This window comes from Achromobacter sp. HNDS-1 (assembly GCF_040084795.1).
GTDB classification, from domain to species: Bacteria; Pseudomonadota; Gammaproteobacteria; order Burkholderiales; family Burkholderiaceae_B; genus Achromobacter; species Achromobacter ruhlandii.
Genome location: NZ_CP157584.1, coordinates 5,929,954 through 5,942,960, shown reverse-complemented (window position 1 = coordinate 5,942,960; position 13,007 = coordinate 5,929,954). Strand labels below are relative to the sequence as shown.

General features: G+C 70.6%; 11 protein-coding genes. 3 read left to right on the top strand and 8 right to left on the bottom strand.

Features of this window, described 5'->3' with window-relative positions:
• Positions 1-88 precede the first annotated feature (88 nt).
• On the top strand, positions 89-1,012 hold the full coding sequence (locus tag ABFG95_RS27430; protein ID WP_348995149.1) for an AraC family transcriptional regulator: 924 nt from the start codon (positions 89-91) through the stop codon (positions 1,010-1,012).
• A gap of 82 nt (positions 1,013-1,094) precedes the next feature.
• On the opposite strand, the gene ABFG95_RS27425 is transcribed toward ABFG95_RS27430, so the two are convergent.
• The 3 genes from ABFG95_RS27425 to ABFG95_RS27415 are packed head-to-tail and all read right to left on the bottom strand — an operon-like array spanning position 1,095 to position 4,393.
• A complete protein-coding gene (locus ABFG95_RS27425) occupies positions 1,095-1,913 on the bottom strand; it encodes an alpha/beta hydrolase (RefSeq protein ID WP_348995148.1) in 819 nt (272 codons plus the stop codon).
• A gap of 5 nt (positions 1,914-1,918) precedes the next feature.
• A complete protein-coding gene (locus ABFG95_RS27420) occupies positions 1,919-3,214 on the bottom strand; it encodes an aminotransferase class I/II-fold pyridoxal phosphate-dependent enzyme (RefSeq protein ID WP_054416933.1) in 1,296 nt (431 codons plus the stop codon).
• 39 nt (positions 3,215-3,253) lie between these two features.
• Positions 3,254-4,393, bottom strand: coding sequence for an aminotransferase class V-fold PLP-dependent enzyme (locus ABFG95_RS27415; RefSeq protein ID WP_348995147.1), 1,140 nt, complete (start codon positions 4,391-4,393; stop codon positions 3,254-3,256).
• Between the two features lie 169 nt (positions 4,394-4,562).
• Between ABFG95_RS27415 and ABFG95_RS27410 the strand changes: the two genes are divergently transcribed.
• Together ABFG95_RS27410 and ABFG95_RS27405 are read left to right on the top strand one after the other, a co-directional pair.
• Positions 4,563-5,603, top strand: coding sequence for an amino acid ABC transporter substrate-binding protein (locus ABFG95_RS27410; protein WP_064525386.1), 1,041 nt, complete (start codon positions 4,563-4,565; stop codon positions 5,601-5,603).
• 93 nt (positions 5,604-5,696) lie between these two features.
• Positions 5,697-7,856, top strand: coding sequence for an ABC transporter permease subunit (locus ABFG95_RS27405; RefSeq protein ID WP_348995146.1), 2,160 nt, complete (start codon positions 5,697-5,699; stop codon positions 7,854-7,856).
• 38 nt (positions 7,857-7,894) lie between these two features.
• Here ABFG95_RS27405 and ABFG95_RS27400 read toward each other — a convergent pair whose 3' ends face one another.
• The 5 genes from ABFG95_RS27400 to ABFG95_RS27380 all read right to left on the bottom strand — a co-directional run bounded on the left by ABFG95_RS27400 (position 7,895) and on the right by ABFG95_RS27380 (position 12,933).
• Entirely contained in the window at positions 7,895-8,329 is a 435-nt protein-coding gene (locus ABFG95_RS27400; protein WP_348995145.1) for an SCP2 sterol-binding domain-containing protein, read from the bottom strand.
• Positions 8,326-9,216 (bottom strand): U32 family peptidase, encoded by an 891-nt coding sequence (locus ABFG95_RS27395; protein ID WP_348996065.1) that lies wholly within the window; start codon positions 9,214-9,216, stop codon positions 8,326-8,328. The genes ABFG95_RS27400 and ABFG95_RS27395 overlap by 4 nt, the downstream gene beginning before the upstream one ends.
• The gene (locus ABFG95_RS27390; protein WP_054416928.1) at positions 9,213-10,229 is read right to left on the bottom strand and encodes a peptidase U32 family protein; all 1,017 of its coding nucleotides are present in this window, start codon (positions 10,227-10,229) and stop codon (positions 9,213-9,215) included. The genes ABFG95_RS27395 and ABFG95_RS27390 overlap by 4 nt, the downstream gene beginning before the upstream one ends.
• Before the next feature lie 82 nt (positions 10,230-10,311).
• Positions 10,312-10,983 (bottom strand): response regulator transcription factor, encoded by a 672-nt coding sequence (locus ABFG95_RS27385; protein WP_049074026.1) that lies wholly within the window; start codon positions 10,981-10,983, stop codon positions 10,312-10,314.
• A gap of 12 nt (positions 10,984-10,995) precedes the next feature.
• Positions 10,996-12,933, bottom strand: a complete 1,938-nt coding sequence (locus tag ABFG95_RS27380; RefSeq protein ID WP_348995144.1) for a type IV pili methyl-accepting chemotaxis transducer N-terminal domain-containing protein — start codon at positions 12,931-12,933, stop codon at positions 10,996-10,998.
• Positions 12,934-13,007: the final 74 nt, after the last annotated feature.

Here is a 13,007-nt window from a genome sequence, read left to right as displayed (position 1 = left end):
AGCCAGGCGCCCCGCGTATGATCGCGCCAAACTGATCCGGTCATGCCGCCATACCAGAGCGGCCGCCCCACGCCTTGCCGACTTCGCCATGCCGCCCTCGCCCGCCCCGAACGCCGATCAAGCCGCCGTCGACGCCCTGCTGTTGTCGAGCCTGGAGGTCCAGTCCAGCTTGTATCACCTGGGCCAGTACTGCGGCAATTGGTCGGCCAGCACCAGCGGCCGGGCCCGCGCCAGCTTCCACCTGATCCTGCACGGCCGCTGCCGCGTCGAGCTGGGAACGGGCCAGGCGCCGCTGACCCTGGCGGCGGGCGACGGCGTGTTTTTCCTGCGCGACCTGCCGCACACGCTGACGCCGCTGGACGCGGCCGACGCGGCGGCGCCCGCGTGCCGCGAGATGCAGCCGCTGCTGCCGCGCCAGCCCGACGGCACCGGCCTGGCCTGCGGCTTCTTCCAATTCCGCCCGGGCCTGGCGGATCTGCTGGCCGATACGCTGCCCGACCTGCTGGTGCTGCGCGCCGACGATGCCCGCTACGCCAGCGCGCGTGGCGTGTTCGACCTGATCCTGGGCGAAACCCTGCGTGAAGGCGGCGCCTCGACCGTGGTGCTGGAACGGCTCACCGACATGCTGGTGTTCTTCATGCTGCGCCACCTGGCGATCCACGACCGCCAGGCCCACGGCCTGTTCGTGCTGGCGCGCGACCCGGCCATGGCGAGTCTGCTGCAGGCGATCCTGGCGCGGCCGGCGGATCCCTGGAGCATGGACGACATGGCGCGCCACGTGCACATGTCCAAGGCCACCTTCCACCGCCGCTTCACGCTGCAAAGCGGCACCACGCCGGCGCAACTGCTGCAACTGCTGCGCATGCGCGTGGCGCGGCGCCTGCTGGCGCAGGGCGTGGCCATCGCGGACGCCGCGGAACGGGTCGGCTATCGCTCGCAGGCGGCCTTCAGCCGCGTGTTCCAGCGCACCGAGGGCGTGGCGCCCTCGGCCTGGCGTCGCGGCGGCGCCTGAACTGAACGCCGGTGCCGTCCGCGGCCCGCGCACCCTGGCACACCCGCTATCGGGCGCGCCGAGGCCCCCACTTGCCCGCGCGTCAGGACAGGCCCAGCAGCAGGTCGGCCAGCACCTGCGGGTGCGTGATATGGGCCTCGTGCGGGGCGGCGATGTCGACCCAGTTCCAGCCCGGCTGCGACTTCACCAATTGGCGCGACTGCTCCAGCACCGGCAGCTCGGGCTGGGTGCAATGGATGTAGGTGCGCGGCCGGCCGTTGCCGATGGGATGCTTGAGCGTCAGCGGCGTGGTGTAGCTGGCCAGCGGATGCGGCGTCAGGCGGCGCTTGACCCAGGCCTCGTCGGCGCTGCCCGGCTTGAAACCCCACGCCGCCGGCAGCGGGTCGGGAATCGGCACGGCCAGGCCGTTGGTGGCCTTGGAGGCGGCCGCGATGCGCGCGTCGGCGTCGGCCTTGGGGTACACCGAGAACGCATCCTGGCCGCTTTGCAGCACGATGGAATCGAAGTACACCAGGTGCGCCAGCCGCTCCGGAATGCGGTCGGCCACGCCCGAGATCGGAATGCCGCCGAAGCTGTGGCCCACCAGGATCACGTCGTTCAGTTCTTCGCTCTGGATCACCTGGACCAGGTCCTCGACGAAGGTGTCGATGGTGATGCCCTGGTGCAGCAGGTGGGCGCGGTCGCCCATGCCGGTGAAGCTGGGCGCGTGGACGCGATGGCCGGCGGCCCGCAACCGGTCGGCCACCGGCCGCCAGCACCAGCCGCCATGCCAGGAGCCGTGCGCCAGCACGTAGGTCTTGGCGCGGCCGGCGGCCGGCTTGGCCGCGATGGCCGGGGCCGCCGCCAGGGCGGGCAGCCCGGCGGCCAGTTGCAACAGGGTCCTGCGGGAAATCATGCTCATGCCGCTCACACCTTTGCCAGCGCCTGGTCCAGGTCGGCCAGCAGATCGTCGATGTGCTCGATGCCGATCGACAGGCGCACGGTTTCCTCGCGCACGCCCGCCTTCTGCAGCTCTTCGGGATTGAGCTGGCGGTGGGTGGTGGACGCCGGGTGCGTGGCCAGCGACTTGGCGTCGCCGATGTTGACCAGGCGCGTGAACAACTGCAGCGCGTCCTGGAAGCGCGCGCCGGCTTCGCGGCCGCCCTTCACGCCGAAGGTGAACAGGCCGGGCGCCTTGCCGCCCAGGTACTTGCGCACCAGGGCGTGATCCGGGTGATCCGGCAGGCCGGCGTAGTTGACCCACTCGACCTTGGGATGCTCGCGCAGATAGCCGGCCACCTTGACCGCGTTCTCGACGATGCGGTCCACGCGCAGCGCCAGCGTCTCGATGCCCTGCAGGATCTGGAACGCATTGAACGGCGAGATCGCCGCGCCGGTGTTGCGCAGCGGCACCACGCGGGCGCGGCCGATGTAGGCGGCCGGGCCGAAGGCTTCGGTGTAGACCACGCCGTGGTAGCTGACATCGGGTTCGTTCAGGCGCTTGAAGCGGGCCTTGTGCTCGGCCCAGGGGAACTTGCCCGAGTCGATGATGGCGCCGCCCAGGCTGGTGCCGTGGCCGCCCAGGTACTTGGTCAGCGACTGCACCACGATGTCGGCGCCGTGCTCGATCGGACGCAGCAGGTACGGCGACGGCACGGTGTTGTCGACGATCAGCGGCAGGCCGTGGCGGTGGGCCAGCTCGGCCAGCGCGGCGATGTCGGTGATGTTGCCCAGCGGGTTGCCGACCGATTCGGCGAAGATGGCCTTGGTGCGCTCATCGATCTGCGCCTCGAAGGCCGCCAGGTCGCTGGGGTTGGCGAAGCGCGTGGTGATGCCGTACTGCGGCAGCGTGTGGGCGAACAGGTTGTAGGTGCCGCCGTACAGCGTGCTGGACGAGACGATGTTGTCGCCCGCCTCGGCAATGGTCAGGATCGCGTAGGTCACGGCGGCCTGGCCCGAGGCCAGCGCCAGCGCGGCGATGCCGCCTTCCAGGGCCGCGACGCGCTGCTCCAGCACGTCGGTGGTCGGGTTCATGATGCGGGTGTAGATGTTGCCCGCCACCTTCAGGTCGAACAGGTCGGCGCCATGCTGGGTGTCGTCAAAGGCGTAGGCCACGGTCTGGTAGATCGGCACGGCCACGGCGCGCGTGGTCGGGTCCGGCTTGTAGCCGCCGTGCACGGCGATGGTTTCCAGCCGCCAGTCGGGCTTCTTCGCTTCGGTCATGATGTAGTGCTCCTCGAAAATGCGTTATCGGTGATGGGATCAGGCGGCGAACCCGCGCGCGGCGCGCAGGATGCGGTCGATGTCCCCGTGATTGTTATAGGCGCCCACGGACAGGCGCAGGTAACCATACTCCACAATGCTGGCCACCACGCCCTCGCGGGCCAGGTGCGCCAGCGCCGCGGCGGGATCGGGCACGCGCACGGCGGTGGTGGTGCTGCGCAGCGCCGGGTCGGCCGGCGATACCACCTGCAGGCCCTGGGCGCGCAAACCATCGCTCAATGCGGCGGATAGCTCCAGCACCCACGGCTCGATGCGCTCGGGCCGCGCCCACTCGATCAGGTCCAGCGCCGCGGCCCAGCCGGCGATGCCGGGATAGTTGAGATTGCCGGTCTCCAGGCGGCGGGCGTCGCCCGCGTCGGACACGCCCACGCGCCATTGCAGGCCGGCCTTGTCGAGCGTGGTGACTTCCGACGGGCCGACATACAGCGGATCGAGCGCGTCGAGCAGCCGCGGCGACACGTGCAGCAGGCCCACGCCCAGCGGTCCCAGGAAGCCCTTGTGGGCGCCGCTGGCGAACGCGTCCACGCCCCAGGCGTCGACCTCGGCGCGCAACAGGCCCGCGCCCTGGATGCCATCGACCACCAGCCAGATGCCGCGCTCGGCGCAGCGCCGGCCCAGTTCGGCGATGTCGGTGCGCAGGCCCGTGCCGTACTGCACCCACGACACCGCGATCAGCCGCGTGCGCGCGTCGACATGCTGCCACAGGTCATCGACCGTATAGCGGTGCGCGCGCGACGGCGGCACCCGCACCTGCACGCCGCGACGGCGCAGGTTGAGCCAGGGCAAGGCATTGGTGGGATGTTCCTGGTCGTCGACCACCAGGTTGTCGCCCTCCCGCCAGGACAGGCCCTGCGCCACGGTATTCAGGCCCTCGGTGGTGTTCTTGGTGAAGGCCAGCCGGCGCGCGTCGCCGCCGATCAGCCGCGCCAGCCGCGCGCGCAGCGCGCCGGCATCGCGCAGCCATTGCGGCTTGTCGCTGCGGGCATGGGTGATGCCGTCGAAGAAGGCGGCCACGCCCTCGGCCACCTTGGGCGCGAGCGGGCTGGTGTAGGCGATGTTGGCGTAGGCCTTGTCGCGAGTGATGGGAAACCATTCCCGGAATTCGTCCTGCCAGCTCATGCGCAACCTTCTTCAATCCTGCAACTTGGTATGGACGGATTCTAGGTATATGACGCGAATTTGGATAAGGCTAAGTTCTCATAACCATATGACGATACAGTCGCTCACAATGGCGATACGCAGCCCTAGAATTCATACCTTTCTTGCATACTTCGAATACGGGAACGGCATGCGGTTGATCTCTCTACTCAAAGCCGCCGGGGTGGCGGCGGCGCTGGCGCATATGACGATGTCCACGGCCAACGCCGCCACGGCGGGCGCCACGGTCGACGCCATCAAAAAACGCGGCGAACTGGTCTGCGGCGTGAGCCAGGGCTCGGCCGGCCTGTCGATCGCCGACAAGCAGGGCCGCTGGACCGGCCTGGACGCCGACCTGTGCCGCGCGCTGGCCGCGGCGGTGCTGGGCGACCCGGAAAAAACGCGCTTCGTGCCGCTCAGCTCGCAGCAACGCTTCCCCGCGCTACAAGGCGGCGAGATCGACGTGCTCAACCGCAACACCACCATCACCTCCGGCCGCGACGCGGGCCTGGGCATCGTCTCGGCCGGCATCGTGTTCTACGACGGCCAGGGCTTCCTGGTGCCGAAGAAGCTGGGCGTGAAAAGCGCCACCGAACTGGACGGCGCGCAGGTCTGCGTGCAGCCCGGCACCGTCAACGAACAGAACCTGGTCGATTACTTCAAGAAGCACAAGCTCAACTATCGGCCGGTGGTGATCGAGAACCTGGTCGAGCTGGAACAGGCCTTCTACGCCGGCCGCTGCGACGTCTACCTGTCGGATGCCTCGACGCTGGCCGCCAGCCGCGCCGCGCGCGCCGCCAATCCGGACGACTTCGTCATCCTGCCCGAACGCATCAACAAGTCGCCGCTCGGCCCCTTCGTGCGCCAGGACGATCCCAACTGGACCGCCATCGTGCGCTGGACCGTCAACGCGCTGGTGGCCGCCGAGGAACTGGGCATCACCTCCCGGAACGTCGACAGCCAGGCGCAAAGCAGCGACGCCCAGGTGCGCCGCCTATTGGGTCTGGACCCCGGCATCGGCAAGAGCTTCGGGCTGGACGAAGGCTGGGCCCGCAACGTGATCAAGGCCGTCGGCAACTATGGCGAGGTGTGGGACCGCAACCTGGGCGCGGCCACGCCGCTCAAGCTCGATCGCGGCCTGAACCGGCAATGGAACCAGGGCGGCCTGCTGTATTCGCCGCCGTTCCAATAAGCCTTCACGCACGCGCTGCCGCCAGGCGGGCCGACGGCTCGCCTGCGCGCTTTTGAGAAGCCGCCGGGCCTTCCGGCGCAGGCCAGGACAGACATGATTGCCCTTCACCCCTCGCCCTGGAACGCCGCGCTGCGGCGCTGGTGGCCAGCCGCCGCCTGGACCCTGGGGCTTGCCGCCCTGGCGGCGTTACTGCTGCTGCACATCGAGGCCACGCAGGCGGCGCGCGGCATCCGCGGCGGCTTCGGCTTCCTGTTCCAGCCGGCGGGCTTCCGCATTTCGGAAAGCCTGCTGCCGGTGACGCCCGACGATCCCTACTGGATGTCGATCGCCGCCGGGCTGGCGAACACGCTGACGGTCGCGCTGGTGGCGGTTCCGCTCGCCACCCTGCTGGGCGTCGGCCTGGGCCTGCTGCGGCTGTCGTCGCAGCCGCTGGCATCGCGCACTGCCGCGCTCGTCATCGCGCCATTGCGAAACACCCCGGTACTGCTGCAATTGTTCGTCTGGTATGGCCTCTTGCTGCGCCTGCCGGACGCGCGCCAGGCGTGGACGCCGCTGCCGTCCGTGCTGCTGTCGAACCGCGGGCTGGCATTGCCGGCGCTGCATGGCTGGCTGCCGTACGCGCTGGCGGCGGCGGGCGCCGTGCTGCTCGGCTGGCGCCTGCGTCATCGCCTCGGCCGCGCCGCGCCCTGGGCCGCGCTGGCGGCGACGGCGCTGGCCTGGGCGTTATTGCCCGGCGTCACCATCGATCTGCCCGTCAAGCGCGGCCTGGGCCTGCAAGGCGGCTGGCAGCCCAGCATCGAATTCGCCGCCCTGGTGATCGGCCTGGTGGTGTTCCATGCGGCCTACATCGCCGACATCGTGCGCGCCGCCGTGCGGGCGGTGCCGGTCGGCCTGGTGGAAGCCGGCCAGGCCATGGCGCTGACGCCCTGGGGCGTGCTGCGCCACGTTGTCGCGCCCTATGCCGCGCGCGTGGCCCTGCCCCCCTACGCCAACCAGTGCCTGGCGCTGGTCAAGAACAGCACCCTGGCCATCGCCATCGGCTACCAGGAGCTGATGGCCGTGATCAACACCGCCATCACCCAGACCGGGCTGGCGCTGGAAGGCATCACGCTGGCCGTGGCCGTCTACCTGGGCCTGGCCCTGGCGCTGGGCGGCGCGCTGTCGGCCTGGAACGCGCGCCACGCCCGCCACGGCCCCGGCGACAGCCACGGCGCCCGCCTGGGCGAGCGGCCCGCGTTGCGCCTGCTGGCGCGCGAGGGACGCGGCATCAGCGGCTGGCTGGGCGCGGCGCTGACAGTCTTGCTGCTGGCCGCCGCCGGCTGGGCGTTGCTCGATTGGGCGCTGCTGCGCGCCGTCTGGAGCGGCAGCCCGGCCACCTGCGCCGCCGCCGCGGGCGCCTGCTGGGCCGCCGTGGGCGAGAACCTGCCGTTGCTGCTGTTCGGCGCCATGGCGCCGGCCGACCGCGCGCAGGCGCTGGTCGCCTGCGCCGCCCTGCTCGCCGGCGTGGCGGTCGCGCTGGGGGTGGGTCGGCTCGCGGCCCGCCCGCGCCTGGCGTGGATCGCGCTGATGGTCGCCGTCACGGCGGCCGCGCTGGGCGGCTGGCCGTGGGGCGGCAGCGCCATCGGCCCGCTGCGCTGGGGCGGCCTGCTGGTGACGTTGATCCTGGCGATCGCGGCGTTGCTGGCCGCGTTGCCGCTGGCCTTCGGCCTGGCGCTGCTACGGCGCGGCGGCAGCCCGGTCGGGTCGCTCGCCGCCGCGGCGTTGATCGAGGCCGTGCGCGGCGTGCCGCTGGTGACGCAATTGCTGTTCGCATCCTTCGTGCTGCCGCTGCTGCTGGGCGGCGGCGTGTCCAAGTTCGGCATGGCGCTGGCCGCGCTGACGCTGCATACCGCCTGCCTGCTGGCCGAGGTGCTGCGCGGCGCGCTGCAGGCGATTCCGCCGGGCCAGATGATGGCGGCGCGCGCGCTCGGCATGCGCCCGGCAGTGGCCTACTGGACGGTGATCTGGCCGCAGGCCCGCCGCATCGCGGCGCCGGCCGCGCTGGGCGTGTTCGTCGGCGCGGTCAAGGACACCTCGCTGGTCAGCATCATCGGCGTATTCGACGTGCTGGGCGCGGCCAAGGCGGTGGTGGCGGGCACCGACTGGCGACCCTACCATGTCGAGGTCTACCTGGCGGTGGCGCTGCTGTACTTCGGCGCCAGCCTGGCGCTGTCGCGGGTGGCGCGGCGCATGGAAGGACCGGCGGCGTCCTGAGACCCGCGCCCGCGCGCATGCCGCCTTCGCGGCCACGCCTATTGGACGCCTGCGCCCAGCCGCCGCAGCCAGGCCGGACGCGGCGCCGCGTCCAGCCAGTTCTTAACGATCAACCCCAGTTCGGTGTCGCCGGAAATGCGCAGCCGCCGCTGGAAGAACAAGGTGTCCGCGTCAGTCTCGCCGCGCATCAGCGCCAGCAGTTCCGCCACGCCCGCGCCCAGCGCCAGCTCGCAGGCCTCGCGATGCCACATCGGCCGAAAAACGCCGCCGCGCACGGTGAAGCGGCTGCACAGGCCCAGGTCCTCGATGGTGATGGCGAAGCTGCGGCCCTCCAGTTCCGGCGGCGGGCTGAGCCAGTTCAGGCGCCGCGCCAACTCCAGCCCGGCGACGAAGTGCAGCGACACCAGCGGCGCGGGCAGCCGCCGCCCCAGGCGCGCGACCAGGCCCGGCACGGCGAATCGGCTGTCGCTCATAGCCCCTCCTGCCAGGCAATCCCCGACTTGCCATGGAAATAGCCATTGCAACGGCCGATGCCGGCCGGCGGCTGCACCGCCTGCGGCGCGCGGCCGCCGCGCGCGGCGTCCAGCGCCGCGATGGCTTCGAGCGTGCCGGCCGACTGCGGGCTGACGCGCAGCACGTCGGCGCCCATGTCGGCCAGGTATGCGGCCTGGTCCAGCAGGTCGAGACAGGCGGCCGACTGCACCTGGATGCCATTGATCGCCAGGAACTCGCGCGATTCACGCGTGCGCATGTCCAGGCCATCGGGATGCTCGATGCAGCGGAAGCCGCACTCGTCCTTTTTCAGCCGGAAGTGGCGCGCGGTGAAACAGCGCGCCGAGAACGCCAGCGCCATGCGGCCCCACACCATGATCTCGGCCTGCAACCCGGCCGGCCGCTCGGCCAGCAGCCGCGCCAGCGCATTGACGTGCATTTCCAGCGGCGCGACGAAGCGGGTCGCGCCGCGCGCGGCCAGCCATTCCAGCGTGCCGCCATGGTAGGCGTTCATGTGCGGACCGGCCACGAACGGCCGGCCGCCCAGGTGGCGCATGGCGCCGGCCTCGCCGGCCTCGACCATAAAATCCTGCTGCTCGCACAGGCGCCGCAGGGCCGAGGCCTCGGCGCCGGTCTCGATCAGGGTGCGGCCGGACAACACCACTTCCTTGCCGGTCGCGGCGAGGTCGCGCGCCAGGTCGAGCCAGTCGTCGGCGCGCAATTCGTGGCGCCGGCTACAGACGGTTTCGCCGACGTAGAGGATATCGGCCGGACTGTCGGCCAGTTCAGCGTAGAACGCCAGCGTGCGCTGGCGCGGCCAGTAGTACAGCAACGGGCCGACCGAGATGCGGAAAACCTTGGGATTCATTTCCATGGACGTTCGAATGCGCCTTGCGTGACTTGGGAACCCTCGGCATGGCGCGCCAGCATGGCGTTCCATTCGGGACGGGGGGAATAACGGTTGGGATCGCCGTGGGCGCTGTCGAGCGCGGCGCGCAGCGTGGACACCACCTGCGTGACGTAGGCCGGGCTGCGCTGGCGCCCTTCTATCTTGATCGCCGCCACGCCCATCTCGGCCAGCTTGGGCAACAGGCCGATGGCGTTCAGGCTGGTGGGTTCTTCCAGCGCGTGGTCGGCGTGGCCCTCGACCTCGAAGCGGCCCTTGCACAGCGTCGGATAGGCCGCGGCCTCGCCCGGGCCGTAGCGGTCGATCAGGATGCCGTTCAGGCGCGCGTCCAGGCGGCCGTCCTGCTCGACCCAGCGCACCGCGCCGGCGGGCGAACAGACGCCCTTGTTGTTGGGCGAGGCGCCGGTGGCGTACGACGACAGCAGGCAGCGCCCTTCGGCCATGACGCACAGGCTGCCGAAGCCGAACACCTCGACCTCGACGCTGACGTTGGCGCAGATGCGGGCGATCTCGGCCAGCGTCAGCACGCGCGGCAGCACCACCCGCTGGATGCCGAATTGCTCCTTCATCAGTTCGATGGCGTCGGTGTGGGTGGCCGAACCCTGCACCGACAGGTGCAGGCGCAGGTCGGGATAGCGGTCGCGGGCGTAGGCCAGCAGGCCGGCGTCGGCCATGATGACCGCGTCCGCGCCCAGCCCATGCGCGGCGTCGACCGCCTCGCGCCATTCCTGGCCGCGGCCCGCCTGCACGAAGGTGTTGATGGCGAACAGCACCTTGCGCTGGCGGCTGTGCGCCAGCTCGACGCCGGCGCGGATGTCGCTTTCGGTGAAATTGAGCCCGGCGAAGTTGCGGGCGTTGGTGGCGTTCTTCAGGCCCAGGTAGACCGTGTCTGCGCCGGCCTCGACCGCCGCCTTCAGCGCGGCCAGGCTGCCGGCCGGGGCCACCAGTTCCAGGGGAGTGGTTCGGATTTGCATGCCGGCCAGTCTAGGGGCCGGCGCGGCCCGTGGCCTTGTCGCAGATCAAACCGCGCGGCCAGCGCGAGCCGGCGCGGCGGCGTCAGACCGGATCGTCGCCGTGCAGCCCGTGTTCGACGGCGTAGACCGCGACCTGCACGCGGCTGGTCAGGTTGAGCTTCTTCAGCACGTTCTGCACATGGATCTTGACCGTGCTTTCGCTGACGTCGAGTTCGCGCGCGATGACCTTGTTGCTGGCGCCGCGCGCCAGGCATTGCACGATCTGGCGTTCGCGCGCCGTCAGGCGATGGCGCTCGGCCTGCCCCGCCGGCGCCTGCGCGGCCAGGCTGGCCTGGCCTCGGAACTGCTCGACCAGCTTGGCCGTCATGCTTTCGGCGATGACCGGCTCGCCACCGGCGGCGCGGCGGATGGCGGTGGTGAGCGCCTCGGCGTCGATGTTCTTGAGCAGGTAGCCGCGCGCGCCGTCGCGCAGCGCCTGGCCGAGTTCGTCGGCCTCTTCCGAGACCGTCAGGATGATCACCGCACAGGACGGCAGGTCCTGCGTCAGCAGTTGCAGCGTCTCCAGCCCCGACAGGCCCGGCATGTTCAGGTCCAGCAGCACCACGTCGGGCTTGAGTTCCTTGGCGCGCTTGAGGCCCTCGACGCCGTCGCCGGCCTCGGCCACGACCTCGAAATCGGGCTGGCGCTGCAACAGCAGGCGCATCCCCGAGCGGAACAGGGTGTGGTCGTCAACGAGCAGGATACGGATGGGCATGGTCTTGAAGGGTCAGGCGGCCTGGCGTTCGGCGTCGGGCAGGGTCAACGCGATGCGCGTGCCGCCGCCGGGCCGGGACTTCATTGTAATCAAGGCATGCATCCGGGCGGCGCGTTCGCGCATGATGTGCAGGCCGATGTGAGCCTCGCCACGCCGCGCCACTTCGTCCGGATCGTAGCCCTGGCCGTTGTCGGCGATCAGCAGGTTAAAGTCGCGGTCGTTGCGCACCACCACGTCGACCCGGTCGGCCTCGGAATGCTTGCGCACGTTGGACAACGCTTCCTGCAGGATGAACAGCACCTGCAATTGCTGCTCCGGCGCCAGCGGCGCGCCCACGCCCTGGCTGAAGGCCAGCTCGGTGCGCACGCCGGTCTGGCGGCGGAAGCGCTCGACCGTGTCCTCGATGGCCGTCTTCAGGTCGCCCTGGCCCAGCTTGTCGCGGAAATTGGTCAGCAGTTCGCGCACGTCCTTGTAGCTTTCGTCCACGCCGGTGCGCAGCAGCGGCAGGATTTCCTCGACCTCGTCCTGGTCGCCGCGCTTGACGGCGGCGTCCAGCAGCTGCAATTGCAGGTTGAGGAAGTTCAGGCCTTGCGCCAGGCTGTCGTGCAGACCCTGCGCCACCAGGCCGCGCTCCTGCACCACCGCCAGCTGGCGCGCCTGGGCACCCAGGCGGCGGTTGTCCAGCGCCACGCCCAGGTGCTGCCCCAGGGTTTCCAGCAGCTGCGATTCGGACGCGGTCAGCTTGCGCGGCTCGCGGAAATGCAGCGAATACGAGCCCTGCACCTCGTCGCGCGTGACGATGCGGAATACCGCCACGCTGGCGAAGCCGTCGCGCTGGCAGTTCAGGTCGGCCTGCGCCGGCGCCTGGCGCAAGTCCTGAATCACAATGACGCCGGCCTGGCGCGTGGCCACGCCGCAATAGCAGTCATCGACCTGCATGCAGTGTTCGGACTCGACCAATTCCTCCGACAGCCCCACCGACACCACCAGGTTGAGCTTTTCGTTGTCGGGGTCGAGCGCGCGGATGCTGCCGCCCTCGGCGTCGAACTGCAGCATGACGCGGCGCAGGAACCCCTGGCACATCGCCTCGATGTCGTTGGGCTGGTTCAGGAATGCCGCCATGTCGTACAGCGCGCCGATGTCGCGGTTCTGCGCCGCGAGCTGGGCGGTCTTTTCGCCCACGCGCTGCTCCAGCCCCGCATACAGGCTCTGCAACTCATCGGCCATGCGGTTGAAGCCGCGCGCCAGCACGCCGAATTCGTCCTGGCTCTCGACCGGCAGGCGGGTGCTGAATTCACGCGCGGCCATGCGCTGCAGGCCGTCGCGCAGGCGCAGCACCGGCGCGATGATCCACAGGTACAGCAGGTAGATCATGGCCAGGGTGCCGGCGCTGGCGATGGCCGCCAGCACGCCCTGCGACAGGCGCAGCGAGGTGGTCTTGCCGGCGTTGTCCTGTTCGATCATGCGCACCAGTTCGTCGGCGCGGGCGACGAAATCGGGCAGCGTCCGCAGGTACTCGGCCGCGTCGTCGCGGGCGATGGCGCGCATCGCCGCCGGCCGCATGATGTCGCGCCAGTAGTCGGCCACGCCCGCCCAGTGCCGGCGGATGAGCGGGTCGTTGGGAATGAACAGCGGCCGCGCCGGGTTGCCGCGCGCCAGGCGGGCAATGGTGTCGTCCATCAGCCGCACCTGTTCCTCGGTGCGCGCCTGGCGGCCGGCCTCGGGCCGCATCAGCTCGACCGCCACGCGGTTGGCGCGCATGCGCAGGCTGCCGGTGTCGTTGATGGCCGCGCCCGCCCCTTCCAGTTGCCACGACAGCCACAGCGTCAGGCCGATCATGCCCAGCACCACGATCAACGCCACCAGCGAACTGGCGACGATGCGCGTGGACAGCCGGTGGCGTGGCGAGGGCAGCGCCTGGGCAGCGGAGCAGGGATCGGGCGGCGTCATCAGCAAAGGTTTGCGGTAGGACAGGCGTGCGGGCGGGTCGGGGATTGCCGTGCGCGGCGCGGCTTGGGCCGGGA

Bases quoted from the DNA above. Each gene is read 5' to 3' on its own strand.
- ABFG95_RS27430 (WP_348995149.1), top strand. From the start codon at position 89: ATGCCGCCCTCGCCCGCCCCGAACGCCGATCAAGCCGCCGTCGACGCC.
- ABFG95_RS27400 (WP_348995145.1), bottom strand. From the start codon at position 8,329: ATGAGCGACAGCCGATTCGCCGTGCCGGGCCTGGTCGCGCGCCTGGGG.
- ABFG95_RS27380 (WP_348995144.1), bottom strand. From the start codon at position 12,933: ATGACGCCGCCCGATCCCTGCTCCGCTGCCCAGGCGCTGCCCTCGCCA.
- ABFG95_RS27405 (WP_348995146.1), top strand. From the start codon at position 5,697: ATGATTGCCCTTCACCCCTCGCCCTGGAACGCCGCGCTGCGGCGCTGG.
- ABFG95_RS27425 (WP_348995148.1), bottom strand. From the start codon at position 1,913: ATGAGCATGATTTCCCGCAGGACCCTGTTGCAACTGGCCGCCGGGCTG.
- ABFG95_RS27420 (WP_054416933.1), bottom strand. From the start codon at position 3,214: ATGACCGAAGCGAAGAAGCCCGACTGGCGGCTGGAAACCATCGCCGTG.
- ABFG95_RS27390 (WP_054416928.1), bottom strand. From the start codon at position 10,229: ATGCAAATCCGAACCACTCCCCTGGAACTGGTGGCCCCGGCCGGCAGC.
- ABFG95_RS27415 (WP_348995147.1), bottom strand. From the start codon at position 4,393: ATGAGCTGGCAGGACGAATTCCGGGAATGGTTTCCCATCACTCGCGAC.
- ABFG95_RS27395 (WP_348996065.1), bottom strand. From the start codon at position 9,216: ATGAATCCCAAGGTTTTCCGCATCTCGGTCGGCCCGTTGCTGTACTAC.
- ABFG95_RS27385 (WP_049074026.1), bottom strand. From the start codon at position 10,983: ATGCCCATCCGTATCCTGCTCGTTGACGACCACACCCTGTTCCGCTCG.
- ABFG95_RS27410 (WP_064525386.1), top strand. From the start codon at position 4,563: ATGCGGTTGATCTCTCTACTCAAAGCCGCCGGGGTGGCGGCGGCGCTG.